Origin of the sequence: Bradyrhizobium genosp. A, assembly GCF_049949275.1 — a bacterium.
GTDB lineage: Bacteria > Pseudomonadota > Alphaproteobacteria > Rhizobiales > Xanthobacteraceae > Bradyrhizobium.
The window spans coordinates 5,897,278-5,912,684 of the sequence record NZ_CP188196.1 but is presented as its reverse complement, the minus strand read 5'-3'; the positions used below and the strand labels follow the sequence as shown (position 1 = coordinate 5,912,684).

At 65.6% G+C, this 15,407-nt stretch carries 13 protein-coding genes; 5 read left to right on the top strand and 8 right to left on the bottom strand.

Features of this window, described 5'->3' with window-relative positions:
* Nucleotide 1 precedes the first annotated feature (1 nt).
* Both ACP2YP_RS27680 and gspM read left to right on the top strand, forming a co-directional pair.
* Nucleotides 2-1,039, top strand: a complete 1,038-nt coding sequence (locus ACP2YP_RS27680) for a PilN domain-containing protein (RefSeq protein ID WP_426419423.1) — start codon at nt 2-4, stop codon at nt 1,037-1,039.
* The gene (gspM, locus tag ACP2YP_RS27675) at nt 1,036-1,629 is read left to right on the top strand and encodes a type II secretion system protein GspM (RefSeq protein WP_426419422.1); all 594 of its coding nucleotides are present in this window, start codon (nt 1,036-1,038) and stop codon (nt 1,627-1,629) included. The genes ACP2YP_RS27680 and gspM overlap by 4 nt, the downstream gene beginning before the upstream one ends.
* Nucleotides 1,630-1,638: 9 nt before the next feature.
* On the opposite strand, the gene ACP2YP_RS27670 is transcribed toward gspM, so the two are convergent.
* Nucleotides 1,639-5,211 carry an autotransporter domain-containing protein gene (locus tag ACP2YP_RS27670; protein WP_426419421.1) on the bottom strand — a complete coding sequence of 1,191 codons (3,573 nt, stop codon included), beginning with the start codon at nt 5,209-5,211 and terminating at the stop codon, nt 1,639-1,641.
* A 344-nt stretch (nt 5,212-5,555) separates the two neighbouring features.
* Between ACP2YP_RS27670 and ACP2YP_RS27665 the strand changes: the two genes are divergently transcribed.
* Nucleotides 5,556-6,239: a hypothetical protein gene (locus tag ACP2YP_RS27665; protein ID WP_426419420.1), complete on the top strand. Its 684-nt coding sequence runs from the start codon at nt 5,556-5,558 to the stop codon at nt 6,237-6,239.
* A 3-nt stretch (nt 6,240-6,242) separates the two neighbouring features.
* Here ACP2YP_RS27665 and rffA read toward each other — a convergent pair whose 3' ends face one another.
* Entirely contained in the window at nt 6,243-7,325 is a 1,083-nt protein-coding gene (gene rffA, locus ACP2YP_RS27660; protein WP_426426283.1) for a dTDP-4-amino-4,6-dideoxygalactose transaminase, read from the bottom strand.
* On the opposite strand from rffA, the gene ACP2YP_RS27655 reads away from it, so the two are divergent.
* Nucleotides 7,215-7,565 (top strand): hypothetical protein, encoded by a 351-nt coding sequence (locus tag ACP2YP_RS27655; RefSeq protein WP_426426476.1) that lies wholly within the window; start codon nt 7,215-7,217, stop codon nt 7,563-7,565. The two genes, rffA and ACP2YP_RS27655, sit on opposite strands and share 111 nt — an antisense overlap.
* Nucleotides 7,562-9,142, top strand: coding sequence for a hypothetical protein (locus ACP2YP_RS27650; protein WP_426419419.1), 1,581 nt, complete (start codon nt 7,562-7,564; stop codon nt 9,140-9,142). Before ACP2YP_RS27655 ends, ACP2YP_RS27650 begins: the two co-directional genes overlap by 4 nt.
* 19 nt (nt 9,143-9,161) lie before the next feature.
* Here the strand turns inward: ACP2YP_RS27650 and ACP2YP_RS27645 are convergent, their stop codons facing one another.
* The 6 genes from ACP2YP_RS27645 to ACP2YP_RS27620 all read right to left on the bottom strand — a co-directional run bounded on the left by ACP2YP_RS27645 (nt 9,162) and on the right by ACP2YP_RS27620 (nt 15,351).
* Nucleotides 9,162-10,373, bottom strand: coding sequence for a glycosyltransferase (locus ACP2YP_RS27645; protein WP_426419418.1), 1,212 nt, complete (start codon nt 10,371-10,373; stop codon nt 9,162-9,164).
* Nucleotides 10,370-11,137, bottom strand: a complete 768-nt coding sequence (locus ACP2YP_RS27640) for a class I SAM-dependent DNA methyltransferase (RefSeq protein WP_426419417.1) — start codon at nt 11,135-11,137, stop codon at nt 10,370-10,372. The genes ACP2YP_RS27645 and ACP2YP_RS27640 overlap by 4 nt, the downstream gene beginning before the upstream one ends.
* A complete protein-coding gene (locus ACP2YP_RS27635; protein ID WP_426419416.1) occupies nt 11,134-12,255 on the bottom strand; it encodes a DegT/DnrJ/EryC1/StrS family aminotransferase in 1,122 nt (373 codons plus the stop codon). The genes ACP2YP_RS27640 and ACP2YP_RS27635 overlap by 4 nt, the downstream gene beginning before the upstream one ends.
* Entirely contained in the window at nt 12,252-12,698 is a 447-nt protein-coding gene (locus ACP2YP_RS27630) for a hypothetical protein (RefSeq protein WP_426419415.1), read from the bottom strand. The genes ACP2YP_RS27635 and ACP2YP_RS27630 overlap by 4 nt, the downstream gene beginning before the upstream one ends.
* Nucleotides 12,699-12,799: 101 nt before the next feature.
* Complete coding sequence (locus ACP2YP_RS27625; RefSeq protein ID WP_426419414.1) at nt 12,800-13,981, bottom strand: CgeB family protein; 1,182 nt, start codon at nt 13,979-13,981, stop codon at nt 12,800-12,802.
* A gap of 146 nt (nt 13,982-14,127) precedes the next feature.
* The gene (locus ACP2YP_RS27620) at nt 14,128-15,351 is read right to left on the bottom strand and encodes a phenylacetate--CoA ligase family protein (RefSeq protein WP_426419413.1); all 1,224 of its coding nucleotides are present in this window, start codon (nt 15,349-15,351) and stop codon (nt 14,128-14,130) included.
* Between the last annotated feature and the right edge of the window lie 56 nt (nt 15,352-15,407).

Sequence of the window (15,407 nt, the reverse complement as noted above, 5' to 3'; positions counted from 1 at the left end):
GATGAGTTCGCTCAATTCCATTCGCGCCATTCTCGATGCCTGGACCGGCACGGTGGCAGGTGCTGCGGTGGCCGGACTGCAGCGAATGGTCGCGCCGCGCCTGGTGCGGCTGGTCGAAGGCGAGACCGGCGCGTTCGCGCTGGAGACCGCGAAGCCGGAGAACGCGCCGAAGGAGATCGCGTTCGAGGACGGCAAGTTCACCGGCGCCAATCTCGCGCCAATCGTCCGCGGCTGCCGCGTCGAGATCGTGCTGCGGCCGGCGCGCTTCCTGTTCCGTCCGCTGGAGCTGCCGGCGCGGGCGGCCGATTTCCTCGACGGCATCGTGCGGGCACAGATCGATCGGCTGACGCCGTGGAGCGCGGGCGATGCCGTGTTCGGTTGCAGCGCGCCGGTGGCGCAGGGCAGCGAGGGCATCACCACGATGATCGCGGCCGCACCGCGTCGGCTGGCGATGGGCTATGTCGGGGCAGTGTCCGGATTTCATCCGTCCGCGATCGCGGTCCTGACCGAGCCGGTCGAGGGCGGGCGCGTCAAGGTGTTCGAGCAGAAGTCGCGCGGCGCGATCGACCCCGTGCGGTTGACCCGAACCTTGCAGGCGGTGCTGGCCGTCGCCGCGATCGCCGCCGTATTCGGTTCTATCGTCGCGGGCTATCTGGCCGACAGCTTGAGTGCGCAGGAGAGCGAGCTCGAGCAACAGATCACCCAGCGCCGCGCCGCGATCCGCGGTGCCGACGGCGGCGAACGATCGCCGCTGGCGTTGCTGGAGCGGCGCAAATACGACTCGCCGGCGAGCGTGATCGTGCTGGAATCGCTGAGCCGTCTGCTACCGGATCACACCTATGTCACCGAGATGCATTTGGCCGGCAACAAGCTCCAGATCGCCGGCATCACCCGCGATGCGCCCTCGCTGATCCCGCTGATCGAGCAGTCCCAGCACTTCGCCCGCGCGACCTTCTACGCCCCGACCACGCGCAGCTCTACCGATCCCGGCGAGCGCTTTCACATCGAGGCGCAGATCGAATCGAGGAACGCGCCATGAACAGCAGCGTGAGCAGCGGTGGGATGGCAAGCGGAAACGCGGTCGCACGGTGGCTGAGCGGCTCGCCGCTGATCGCGGTCACGCTCTATCTCGCGGTGACGGCCGGGCTGTTGCTGATGGCGGGCCTGTCGATCGCCGACGTCATCGCCCACCGCCAGGCCCTGGCCCAGACCTCCGACCTGCTTGACCAGCTGCGCGGCCGCAAGGGCGCCGCCAAGAATGCCGCGGCCCTCTCGGCCGAACATCCCGGCACGCCGTTCCTGGAGGGACCGACGGTGACGGTCGCAGGCGCCAATTTGCTGCAGCGGGTTGCCGCCGCGGTCGGCAATGTCGGCGGCTCGGTGCAGTCCTCGCAGGTCGACGTCTCAGGCGCCCAAGTGAAGGACGGCTTCGTCGGCCTCGTGGTCAGCTGCGAGCTGGAGCAGCCCGCGCTGCAGAAGGTGCTCTACGATCTCGAGGCCGGCATGCCGTTCCTGTTCGTCGACCAGCTCGACGTCCAGGTGCCGCAGACCACCGCGCTGAGCGAAGCCGGCACTGGTCGCGTCAGGGTGATCCTGGGCGTCTCCGGCCAGTGGCAGGCGGGGAAATAGGGCGGCAGCTCACCAGCTGTACTTGAACACGCCCTTGCCGGAATAGCTGGTGACGTTGCCGGAGAACTCGCCGTCGAAGGTGCCGGCGATCGAGAAGCCGCTCAGCCATTTCATTTCCGCGCTGGTGCTGACAAGCGCAGAATCGGCGTCGACCCTGGCGCCGTTCACGACGAAGCTCGTGCCCGGCAGGGTCTGGAACAGCGCAGTGACGGCGCGGCTCGGATTGTAGTCGTGTGCCCAGGCGGCGCGGCTGCGCAGGGTCAGCACGCCGTCCTGCATCGCGTAGGATTTGTCGGTCCGCAGGCCGAGCTCGGAGCGGGTGTCGGTCACGGATTGCGAGGCGTAGTTCAGGGCGAACAGGCCGCCGCCATTGAGGCTGATTTCGGAATAGTTGGGCAGGCTGAAGTTCGTCACCTGAGCGGCCGCATAGGGCGTGATGCCGATCAGCGGCGTCGTGAAGCGATAGCCGCCCTCGAAGCGCGCCGAGAAGGTGTCGGCCTTGAACCGGCCCTGGACCTGGTCGGCGCCGGCCAGCGCGACGGTGCGGTTGGTGGTGACGTCGTGCCAGCCATAGGCCAGCGCGGCGGCGATATAGGCCGGGCCGAAATTGTGTCGGCCATAGACGCCGGCCTGGAACAGGTCGGCGGAGCCCGCGCCCATGGCGTTGGCAAGCGAGTAATTCAGCCCGCCGCCGCCGAGCGAGAAGCCGACGAGCGTGTCCAGCGAAATCCGATAGTCGGCGCCGGCCGCGCCGCCCCAGACCCGCGCGGTGAGGTCCTGCGAGCCGACCGCGGCATTGCCGCCGACCTGCGCCGAGCCGCCATAACCGGCCGCCCAGACGCTCCAGCGATTGATCGGCTGCGACGACAGCAGCGGCGCCTTGGTCGCCATCGCAAAAGCCTCGCGCTCGCGCGCGGTCGCCGGGCGCATCGACGCATAGGCGGTCGCGTCATCGCTGTCGGCGTATTGCGCGACACTGCCGGCCTTCGTGAAGCCGCTGGAGCGCCCGACGACGGTCGGATCGAGCATCAGGTCGAGGAACTGGCCGTCGGCGTTGATCGCGGACTGGATGATGCCGGTGCCGAGCTCGCCCGAGGCGGTGGTCTGCCCCGCAGGCGTCAGCGTGGCGAAGGCCGCGGGGATGCTGCCGGTCGAATTGAAGAAATTGGTCAGCGTGTTGGCGACGTTCTGCTGGTTGACGGTCCCGCCGCCGCTGCTCGGCGTGAAGTTGATCCCGATATTGAGGAACACGTTGTTGGTGTCGTAGCCCAGCGTCGCGTTGATCGACGGCATGTTGGAGAGGACGGCCGAATTGAAGGTCGAGCCGCCCAGGCCGCCGGCCGCGGTCAGGATCGTGTACTGCTTCTTGACCGTGCCGGAGAGGAAATTCGCGCTCACCGTTGCACCGCCGAGCGAGGCGGCGCCGGTGACGCTGGCGAGGCTGGCGCTGCTGGAGGAGACCTGGACCATATAGGTCGAGGCTGCGGTGAAGCTGAGGGATCCGTTGATCGCCAGCGTCCCGGTCGGGCTCGCCGCGCTGCCCGGCGCCAGCGTGCCGCCGGTGACCGCGACATTGCCGACCGTGCCGGAGCCGGCGAGCGTGCCGCCGGCATTGACGGTGCTCGCGCTGACGATCGAGCCATCGACGACAAGCTTGCCCCCGTTGACAGTGGTTGCGCCGGTATAGGTATTGGCACCGGCCAGCGTCTCCGCGCCGCCGGCCATGGTGAGGCCGCCGCCGGCGCCGCCATCGCCGATGATGCCGGCGAAGGTGCCGTTGCCGTTGGTGATGGTCAGCGTGCTGGCGCCGATATTGACATTGCCGGAGCCTGCCAGCGACTTGATTGAAGTGCCGGCGCTTAAGCCAGAGATGTCGAAGATGCCGTTGGCGATGACGTTACTCGAGGTCGCGATGCTGCCGTCGCTGCCGCCGAAATTGACGAGGTCGAGCTCGCCGCCGCTCGCGACGGTCGTGGTGCCGGTATAGGTGTTGGTGCCGTAGAGCTGCTGCGCGGCCCCGTTTGCGATCACGAGATTGCCTCCGGTGCCGCCCGCGATGCCGCCATCCTGAATCGCGCCGCCGAAGAAGCTGCCACTGGTGATCGTCAGTGTCTTCGATCCAAGTGCGACAATGCCGCCACCGGTCAACGAGAACAGAGCGTTCACCGAGGTGCCGGAGGTTATTTGCGAAATGTCGAACGTACCGCCTGCGCCTGGCGTGAACGTGACGCTCGCCGAGCTTGCAATCGATCCGCTGCCTTTCAGCGCCAGCGTCGCTCCGGCATCGATCTGCGTTGTGTTGGAGTAGGTGTTCACGCCCGAGAGCGTTTGCGTGCCACCGAACACCTCGAGCCCACCGGCGCCCTGAATCACGCCCGCGAACTCGGTCGAGCCGTTGGTGATGAACAGCCCCTTGCTGCCCATGTTGACGACACCGCTCGAGCTGCCGGCCAGCGTCGTGATCGCGATGGATGACGGGGTAATTGCGGAGATATCAAGCGTCCCATTCACTGTGACGACGCTGGAGCTAGAGATGCTACCGTTACCGGACAGCGCCAGCGTTCCGGCCGAGATCGTCGTCGCCCCGGTGTACGTGTTCGTTCCAGTCAGCGTCAGCGTGCCGGTGCCGACCTTGGTCAGTCCGCCGCCGGTGCCGGAGATCACGCCATCGAGCTGGGTCGAGGTGTTGAGGCTGCCGGTGGCGAGCCTGTTGGCGCCGAGCGCGTAGTTGCCAGCGCCTTCGATCGAGCCGGACGTCATGCCGCCGCTGGTCAGGCCGGAAATGTCGACGGTGCCGCCGGCATTGGCGACGAAGCGCGCGCTGCCGCCGGTGCTGGTGCCGGTGAAGCTCGTGGTGCCGCCGTTCTCGGTGGTGATGGTGGAGGCGCCTGCGGTGGCGGAATTGCTGAACGTCAGCGAGCCGCTGTTGTCGATCGTCGCCGTACCGGCGGTAGATGACGAGTTGAAGGTCACAAAGCCGGACGCGTTAGTCGTGATGTTGGACGCGTTCGCCGAGCTGGTGTCGTTGAAATTGATTACCGCGTTGTTGACGATCGTCGCGGTGCCGGCGGTGCTGCTGTTGTTGAACTCGATGTCGCCGCCATTGGTGATGTGCGCCGTGCCCGCGGTGCTCGTGTCGTTGAAGCTCATCGCACTGCTGACGTTATAGGTTACGAAGTTGCTGCCGCCGCTCGCGGTGCTCGAGTTCAGAAACACCATGCTGGCGCCGACGTTGAACGACTGCGCGTTGGTCGAATTGTTGGAGAAGCCCGCGCCGTTCACGACGAAAATGTCGTTGGTGTTGATGGTATAGGCTTGGGCGTTGGGTGCGGCCGTGAACACCACGGCGCCGATGTTGACGAGACCGTTGCTGTCGACCGTGGTCAGGCCGCTGTTTGTGAAGGTGGCGGTACCGTCCGGTACGGTCGGGGTTGGGCTCCAATTCGTGCCGTCCGTCCACTCGGTGGACGTTCCACCGACCCAAGTGCCGTCGACGGCGTGCGCGGCGACGACGCCAAGCGCCGTGGTCGCGAGCAGGGTCGCCAGCGAGTGCCAGACGACGGCGCGCAGCCGGCCGTCCATCCTTCCTCGCCCTATGATCGATCCTGCCATCGGCCCGTCACAAATCGCCAAAATAAATCAACGCAATCGAGCAATCGGCAACAGCCTGCCTCGGCGGCATGATCTCACGGCGTCGCAACCGGTCGCAATGAACGGCCATCAATTTGCATAGAGTTCCGGGCCGTTGCGTTTGCAATTTCAGCAATCGTGGCCGTTTGGCAACAATTTCATGCATCGCAACATGCAAGAAGCCGCAGCCGCTCCAGCCGGATCGAAAGGGACGGCGGCGGGTTGATAGTGGGGCCTGTCAGGACTAGTTTGCTGCTTCTGGCTTGCCGCAAGCTGGCCGATGGCAGGGGAGTTCGATGTCGGGGTGGCTGGGATCGGTCGGATTGGCCGTGTTGTGCGCGGTCCTCGGGATCACCGAAAGCGTTGCGGCCACCTCGTCGCGCATGGACATCCTGTCTGACGAAGCCGCCAGCAGTCCTGCCGAGAGCGTCGACGTTGGTGCGGTCAGATCAATTGCCCGGCCGGCGCCGGCTACGAGCAAGCCTGCGCCTCGCGGCAATCCGCTCTGGTCGGTGCCGCTGTCGGCGCTGACCGGGACCCAGGAGCGCCCGATTTTCTCGGCGACGCGGCGGCCGCCGCCACGCGCGGTTGCAGCCGCCCCGGCCGAAGAGGCCCAAACGCCGCCGCCGCCGAAGCCGGTCGGGGCGCCGCCGCCGCTGATGCTGGTCGGGGCCGTGGTGGGCGAGGGTGATGCGATCGCGGTCCTCGTCAACCGCACTGACCAGAAGATCATTCGGCTGCGGCAGGGCGAATCGCTTGACGGCTGGTCGCTGGCCTCGGTCCAGCCGCGCGAGGTGACACTCAAGCAGGGCGATCGCAGCGAGGTGCTGGCGCTCCAGCGGCTTGACGGATCGTCTGGACCTGCAACTGGGCCTGCGGAGAGCGGCGGCAAGCCGACGATGCCGACGACGGCCAGCACGTCGTTCGCGCCCTTCGTGCCGCGCGCCACGCCGAAGAACGGCGAGGCGGACGGGCTCTGAGCGCTATCGTCCGAGAACCGTTCCGAGCGTGTCGCAGATTCGCTGTTGATGCTGCTCTTGCAGGCCAATCCAGAACGGCAGCCTGATCAGGCGCTCGGACAAATCGGTGGTGCGCGACAAATCGCCGTGCGCGCGCCCGAAATGCCTCCCGGCGGGCGCCGAATGCAACGGGACGTAATGGAAGACCGCCTGGATTTCTGCTTGCCGCAACTTTCCGAGCACGGCGCCGCGGTCGGCGCCTTGCGGCAGCAGCACATAATAGAGGTGGCCATTGTGTTGGCAGTGAGCGGGCACAATTGGGCGCCGCAGCAAGCCCCGCTGCGCGAGCGGTGCGAGCATGGCGTGATATCTGTCCCAGATTGCGACCCGCTCGCGGGTGATATGCTCGCCCTCTTCCAGCTGAGCCCACAGGAAAGCCGCAGTCAGATCGCTCGGCAGCAGCGACGAGCCAATGTCTTGCCAAGTGTATTTATCCACTTCGCCGCGGAAGAAGCGGGCGCGATCGGTGCCTTTCTCGCGCATGATCTCGGCGCGCAACCCAAGTGCGGGATCGTTCACCAGCAGACACCCGCCTTCGCCCGACATGATGTTCTTGGTTTCATGGAAGCTAAAGCTGCCGAGATCGCCGATGGCGCCGAGTGGGGTACCCTTGTAGCTTGCCATGATACCTTGCGCCGCATCCTCGACGATGCGCAGATCGTGGCGTTTCGCGATCGCGACGATCGCGTCCATCTCGCAGCCGACGCCCGCATAATGCACTGGCGCAATCGCGCGCGTACGCGGGGTGATCGCGGCCTCGATCTGCCGTTCGTCGAGGTTGAGGGTGTCTTCGCGGATATCGACAAACACCGGGACCGCGCCGCGCAGCACGAACGCGTTCGCGGTCGAGACAAAGGTGAACGAGGGCATGATCACCTCGTCGCCACTCTTGAGGTCGAGCAGCATCGCGGCAAGGTCGAGGGCCGAAGTGCAGGAGTGCGTCAGCAACGCCCGCGCACATCCGGTGCGCTGCTCGATCCATTGATGGCAAAGCTTGGTGAAGCGACCGTCGCCGGACACGTGAAGGCTGTCAAGCGCATTCTGGATGTAGTCGTGCTCTTTTCCGGTCGTGTAGGGCCGATTGAAGTTGATGAACTCGGATGCCATTTGCTCAAGCCGTTGAACCACCTTAAGACCATCGCTAACGCTCCGGTTCGAATCGACATTGGCGTTTCCCGTTGCGGAAATCAACGGGTGATCGTGTGCAGTCCTGTGGAACGGCGCAAACCCATCGCGGGCATTCGCGACGGATCGCGGCGTGTTTTCGCGGGGAAGGATGCAGCTTGACCGACACGCGAGTTGACGCGCCAGGCATGACGGACGGCCCCAGGAACGAAGAGGGCAGCGGCCGCCTTCACCGGCTCATTCACGGCTGGTCGGCAAATCTGGTGCAGATGCTTCTGGCGCTGACGCAGCAGCTGCTCCTCATTCCCGCATTCCTGCATTTCTGGAGCAGCGACATGCTCGCGGCCTGGCTAGCGCTTTTTGCGGCCGGAAGCCTCGTCATCGCCGCGGATGCGGGCTTGCAGCTTCGCTCCATCAACCGGTTTCTCGCCTTCAAGTCCTGCGTCGATTGCGACGGGCGTACGGCGAGCTTCTACGCGCGCATGATGCGGATCTACTTGCGCATCGTCGTGGTGCTCGGCGCGCTGCTGATCGTCGGCACCGAGCTGTTTCCGCCCGCCGCAGCGCTCGGCTTTCGGGGGCTGCCGACCTTCGACACCGCGATGCTCGCGATCACTGTCGGCACGCTGCTCGCGCTGCCAGCCAACCTGGTCGCCGGCCTCTATCGCGTACGCGGCAAATACGGCCGGGCCGTGTGGGCGCAAAACGTCGCGCTCGGGCTTGGACAGGTCGGGCAACTCGCTGCGGTTGCCTGGTTCGGCAGCCTGCTCGCGGTCGCGATTGCCTATGTCTCGACGCAGATCCTGTTTGCGCTGTTCCTGATTGCCTATGACGCGCCACGCCAGTTGCCGTTCCTGCGGCGCGGCCGTGGCCGCTCCGCTTCGTCCTTGTCCTGGCGCTGGAGCCGCGGGCAGTTCGGCCTTGGTTTTCCCTTCTTCATCGCCAACCTCACCGAGCTTGCGCTCGCCAATCTCCCGATGCTGCTGGTCAGTGCGATGGCCGTCGATCGCATGGCGGTGGCGCAATGGGGCCTGGTCCGCGTGATCTCGAGCTTCTTGAGAGGCGTCTGCATCCTGATCACGTTGCCGATCGGCGCCGAGCTCGGTCACGACCATGCGATCGGCGACAAGGTGCGGCTGCGCAGGCACTATGCCCAGGGCTCGCTGCTCGTTACCGCCATGGCCAGCGTGATCGTCGCGGGCTTGTTGCCCTTCTGGTCGGATTTTTGGACCCTGTGGACGCATGGCACCGTTCCGAACGATGCTGCGCTCGCCATCACGCTGCTGCTCGGTTCCGCTGTCGTTGCGCCCTCGCTGATGGCGTTCGTCTTTGCCAATCACAGCAATCGCGGCGATCTCCTGGTCCGCACAAAGGGAATGCAGCTGATCGCATTCCTGATCCTGTCGGCGTTGCTCATTCCCAGGCTGGGGCCCCTCGGCGCGGCAATCGCGATCGTGGCAAGTGATCTCCTGACCCAGTTCGGAATCCTGACGATCATCATCATGCGCCAGACGCTCGCCCATCCGCTTCGTCACATGCTCGCCCTGAGTGCGAGCATGGTGACGATCATGCTCAGCGGATGGGGGCTTGGCGTGGCGATCCAGGCCGTGGTGCCGGGAACGGGGATGCTCCGCTTCCTGGCGGAATGCGCGATCTGGCTCGTCATCGTGACTGTCGCGGCGAGCTCGTTGCTCATTGAGCGCGTGCGCCTACGCGTATTGGCGGCGGTGCCGAATTGAAGCAGGGGCGGCCGTGCCGTCAGTCGATTTGAGGGTAACGGCGATATCTCAGCCGCATCAGGTGCCGGGCAAGCTGCTGATGCCCTGCGTCGATCCGCTCCGCGAAGTAGGCCAGCCGTTGCCGGCCCGCGATGGCGAGCCGGGCGCGCTCTTCGGCCGAACAGGCCTTCACAATGGCTTTCGCGAGCGAGGTCGGATCGTCGTAGTCGAACAGGATGGCTGCGTCGCCGGCTTGCGCCTGGAAGGCTTCCGGATAGATCACCGGCGTGCCAACAGCCCACGCCTCGAGCGGCGGCAGATTGGTGGGGCCGAAATAGGTGGCCATCACCAGCGCATTGGCGCCGCGATAGAGCGCGCCAAGCTCCGCGGAGGGGACGAAGCCGAGTATGTGCACGGAATCGCCCAGACCATGCTGCTCCACCAGCGCCTCGAACGCAGCGCGCGCGCCGCGATCGGAGCCGCAGAGCACGAGCCGGTGCCTCTCGCCCCGATCCCTGAGCAGGCGCATCGCAAGCAGGACGGTTGCATGATTCTTGTGCGACCAGAATTGCGCCGGATAGAACAGATAGCCGGGCTCTATGCCGTGCTTCCTGAGGATCGAGGCGTCCGCGGCCTGATCGGGCGCGTCTGTTCGCGACACGTAGAACGACGGCGAGAACGGGATGCAGACGGCGTGGTCGCGCTCCATGGCGTAGCGCCGGCACAGCATGTCGATCAGTTCGTCAGCGTTGGTGACCACCACCGCGGCCTTGGTGGCAGCGCTGCGCCACACGATGTCGCGGCGCTCGAACTGGCCGAATTCCCGCACCTCGTCGAATTCAGGGCTGTCGCGGAAGCAGCCGTCGAAGATCGTAATGATGAACGGAAGCTTGTAGAGCACCAGGTTCCAATTCGACGTGGTGGTGAAATAGACGGTATCGACACCGGCCCTGATCAGCTTCTTCTCGAATGGCGCGCAGATCCGCATGGTATATTGCAGCAGGTCGAACACACCGGAATATTTGAGGAGCAGGAACAGGCGGTCGAGCCAGCCAAGTTTCAGATACACGCTGCTGACGCCGAGATCGGCGAGGATCGCGATATTTTCGAGCAGTGTCGTGAACACGGTGACGTCGATATTGGCGGTCCTCGCCCAGTCGCGCATCCACATGACGTCGGTGAGCGACTGCTGGAAGCCGCCGCCGACGTCGAGCGGCAGCTCGAGAAAAATCCCGACGTGGTAGCGCTTCACGGCTGCGCGGCCTTTCTCGCGATGGAATAGGCGGCCCAGTCCTTTGTGTTCGGCACGGCGTCGGACAGCCAGGCATGGCTGCCGGCCGGCTCGAACCCGCTATGCCTGAGTGCGGTTTCGATCTCGAAGGGGAACCAGTAGCGCATGCGATGGGTCTCGTCGACGCGCCGGATCGTCGAGCGCTCCATGTCCTCACAGAACAGGGTGTAGTTGACGAGCACCGTCGCATTCCGCTCGTCATGGTCTGATTGCGCAATCCGGGTCAGGCGCAGCGGCTTCTGCTCGATCACCTTGACGCGCGTCTCGACGCCTTGCGCCAGCACGGCGCCGCCATACCAATAGTCGAAAAAGAAGATGCCGCCCGGCTTCAGCGCGGCATGCGCCGTGCGGAACATCGCAGCCAATGCCTCGCGGCTGGTCTGATAGCTGGCGACGTGGAACAGCGACACCACCGCGTCGTAGTCGCGTTCCGGTCCGGTCTCGCAGGCGTTGCCCTGCCGGAACGGAATCGAAAGCCCGGCCTGCGCGGCGCGCGCCTTGGCGCTTGCGATCATCTCGTGGCTGAGGTCGATGCCGGCAACGTTCCACCCATTGCGGGCGAATGCGAGGGCATGCAGTCCGGTGCCGCAGCCGAGATCGAGCAGTCTGCCTGAGGAAACGCCGTGGTCGCGCAGGCGCGCTTCGACGAACGATGTCTCGGCCGCGTAATCCTTGTCCTGATAGAGCAGGTCGTACCACGGCGCGTAATCCGCGAACACCGTCACGCCAAGATCTCCTTCAGCGCCTGTGCGGAGCGCGCGATCTCGTCGTCGGTCAAGGCAAGTCCGCTCGGCAGGTAAAAACCACGCCGGGCGATGTATTCCGCGTTGGGATGGGATTCATCGCGCATCAGGCCCATCCGGCGCAGCACCGGCTGCTCGTGCATGCACCAGAAGAACGGCCGCGTGCCGATGCCCTTTTCGCCGAGGCGGCGCATTGCCTCCTTGGCGTCGAATGGCACGCTGTCGTCGAGCACGACGCCGTAGACCCAGTAGATGTTGTCGGCATAGTTGGTGCGAGCGACCGGGCGGCGGATGCGGCCGACGCTGGCGAGATGCTCGTCATAGAGCCGGCCGATCCGGCGCTTGAGCTCGACCGTGCGCGGCAGGCGCTCGACTTGGGCGACGCCGAGCGCGGCCTGCAAATTGGTCATGCGCGCGTTCCAGCCGAACTCCTCGTGGACGAAGCGCTGCTGCGGCTGGAAGCAGAGATTGCGATAGCCTTGCAGGCGATCGGCGAGCGCGTCGTCGTCGGTGAGGATCATGCCGCCTTCGCCGGTGGTGACATGCTTGTTGGGATAGAAGCTGAAGGTCGAGACGTCACCGAAGCTGCCGCAGGGCGCGCCACGATAGGTCTGACCGTGCATCTCGGCGGCGTCCTCGATCACTTTCAGATCATGCTTACGCGCAAGCGCCATGATCGGCTCGAGATCGACCGGCAGGCCGTAGATGTGCACCAGCATGATCGCGCGCGTGCGCGGCGTGATCGCGGCCTCCACGCCCTCGACCGTCATGTTCCAGGTTGCGGCATCGCAGTCGACCCCGACCGGGACGAGACCTGCGCGCACGACAGCTGAGGCGCAGCTGATGATCGTGAAGGTCGGGAGGATGACTTCGGAGCCTTCCTCGAGGCCAAGTGCATGGACGGCGATGTCGAGCGCAACCGAGCCGTTGGTCACCGCGACGCCGTGGCGCCGTCCGGCAGCCTCCGCCATCGCCTGCTCGAAGCGCTTGATGAACGGTCCTTCCGATGAGATCCAGCCGGTGCGGATGCATTCGGCGAGATAGTCGGCCTCGTTGCCATCGAGCAGCGGCGTGTTGACGGGAATGAACGGCGCAGTCACAGGCCCGGACCCTTGATCCGGGTTTCCGACTGGGAAACTTCAGGAAACCTCGTCTTGTCGTTCTCGCCGGAATAGGGGCCCTGCTTGATCTCGAACATCTCGACCGGCTCGAGTACGTGGAAGCCGTGCGCGCCGCTGCACAACAGGATGATGTCGCCGGCGCCGAGCACGCGGCTTTCCAGGTATTTTTCTTCGACCGTGTAGAAATCGACCTGGAGCTTGCCCTTCTGAATCAGCAGCACTTCCTGGGTGTAGTGCACTTCCCGCGTCACCTTGTTGTGGCGATGCGGCTCGATGCTCTTGCCCTTCGGATGGCTCATATAGGCGAGCTGCTGCGACAGTTCTGGCGACGAAAAGAAGTGGATACCCGGCTCGCGAAACGAGGCGCGCACGATGATCGCATAGAGCTGGTCGCCGAATCGAACATGTTCGACGTGTTCCATCTGGGCCTCGACAAAAAAACGCTGCAATTGTAGTGACATAGCGTCACGCAGGAGCACTTTGGCCATTTTGGCCGGGACCGTCAAGGGCGCGCCGGTGGCTCCTATTCGCGGCCGGCGAGCTGCAAGATCGTGCTCACGCGCTGGCGGAACGTGTGGGTCGAAAGCGTGCGTGCCTGTCCGGCTGCAGCGATCGCCATGCGCGTGGGCTCATCGTTGAGATAGCGATCGATCAGCGCGATACAGTCGTCGGCCGAACGCCAGACAGCGACCTCGCGGCCGGGCTCGAACAGCGTGTGAAGATTGTCCTTGAAGTCCGTGAGCAGGAAGGCGCCGATACCGGTTGCTTCGAACAGGCGCGCATTGCCGGCTTCGGGGCCGGCCATGTCGATATGCGAGTTGAGCGTCACGCGCGAGGCTCGCAGCGCCTGATACATGTCCACGCCCCACACCTCGCCCTGATAGCAGCGGTGAAGCGGTGACGAGGCGGGCAGTGTATGCAGGCCGCTGCCGAACAGTTTCAGATCGTAGCGCCGCGCGACGGCTTCCAGCTGCGCCACGCGCTGCTGGTGATCGGCCGATACGGCGCCCACGAATGAGACGTCGATGCTGCGCGCCGGTGCAGGCGGAAGAACGTCGAGGATCGTGGGCTCGAATCCCAGATGGATGACCTCCGAGCGGGCGCCTTGTTGACGAAAGAAATCCACCACCGCGGCGATTTGCGAGATCAGCAGATCGTAGACCGACCAGTCTTCGCCGCGCGAGGGCACAATTCCAACCTGGCCGACCATGGTGGGGCGGCAGATCTGCTTGATCCGGCGCACCAGGCGCGTGTCGACGTGGAACAGATCCTGGTTGAGGATCAGGTCCGGCTTGAAGTCCTCGATCTGCGCCAGCAGGATCTGTTCGGACTGCGCGTCGAGGCGCGGGCTCAGACCGATCTTGCGGGCGAGCGGCCTCAGCACCGGCTTGAATGGCGCGACGGCGCGTTGCAGCCATCCCGGGATGGCATCGCTCACGGCGGCGCCCGGCGGCGGCGATGGGGTCACGCTGATGCCATGTTCGCGCGCCCATGCCGTCTGCATCCAGCCATTGTTGACGTGGATGTTGGCGGCCGTGTGCCCGAGGGCTTCGAAATTGCGCGAGTAGAAGTCGGCCACGCCGAACAGGCTGGCACTGCGCGCTGCCATCTGTGCGTCGTAGTTCGCATTCTCGAGGCCCGGATGGCGCCGGTACAGCCAGGCGAGAAAGCGCTGATAATCTGCGTTGAGGATGAGAACGCGCACGGGGCTAGGGCGTCCCGTTCGCGAATTTGCGAGTATTGTCTCGACGGAGGCTCATTTGCGGGTCGCATAGCCCATTCGCGGACCGTGCACAATATCCGGGCGGCCTGATATCCGGCGGCGCGGACGCGATCGGTGCTGCGCGGGACCTACCGCTCATCCGCGATCACCTTGCCGTCGTTCGGCAGCGCGCCGGGGCTGACCAGCTCGACTGCGCCGCCGAGCTTGGTCACGGCCCGCAGGCTGGCCGCGATCTCCTCGCGCAGCGCATCGCCTGATGTGTCCGCCTCGGCCTTCAGCGTCATCGCATCGGCCTCGCCCTGGCGGGTGACGACGAGGCGCAGCCGTCCGAGCGCGGGATGGCGCCTGCCAATCTCGGCGACCTGCTCGGGGCGGACGAACATGCCCTTGACCTTGGTGGTCTGGTCGGCGCGGCCCATCCAGCCCTTGATGCGCATGTTGGTGCGACCGCATCTGCTTGAGCCCGGCAGCGCCGCGGTGAGGTCGCCGAGCGCGAGCCGGATCCAGGGATGGTGCGGATCGAGCGAGGTCACCACGATCTCGCCGACATCGCCGGGTGACACGGGATCGCCGGTGCCGGGTCTGACGATCTCCATGATCAGATCCTCATTCACGACCATGCCCTCGCGTGCCTCGGTCTCAAAGGCGATGAGGCCGAGATCGGCGGTGCCGAAGGCCTGGTAGGCGTCGATGCCGCGCGCCTTGATCTCGGCCTGAAGCGAGGGCGGAAAGGCCGCGCCCGAAACCAGCGCGCGCTTGATCGAGGAGACGTCGCGGCCCGCGGTCGCCGCGGCATCGAGCAGGATCTTCAGGAAGTCCGGGGTGCCACTGTAGCCGACGGGACGGTAGGCCTCGATCAGCTCGAACTGCTGCTCGGTGTTGCCGGGGCCGGCGGGGATCACCGCGCAGCCCAGCGCGCGCGCCGAGGCATCGAAGATGAAGCCGCCGGGGGTGAGGTGGTAGCTGAAGGTGTTGAGCACGATGTCCTCGGGGCGGAACCCAGCCGCGAACAGCGCCCGCGCGCCGCGCCAGGGGTCGGCCTGCCATCCCTCCGGCTCGAAGATCGGGCCGGGAGAGGTAAAGAGGCGGGCGAACGACCCCGGGGCCGCAGCCACGAAGCCGCCGAAGGGCTGGAAGGCCTTGTGCAGGGCGGGCAGTTCCGACTTGCGCAGCACCGGAAGGCCCGCCAGCGCCGCCCTGGAGGTCACCGAGGCGGGATCGATGCCCTTCAGCCGCTCGGCATAGGCGGGTGCACTCAGCGCGCTGCGCAGGACGCCTGGCAGGCGGGCGAACAGCTCGGCCTCGCGCGCCGCTGGCTCGCGCGTCTCGAGGGCGTCGTAATGGGCGGTCATGGCAGGTCTTTCCGGGTTGGCATCCGTTGCACGCCGCTGCTCGCATGGGTATCAGA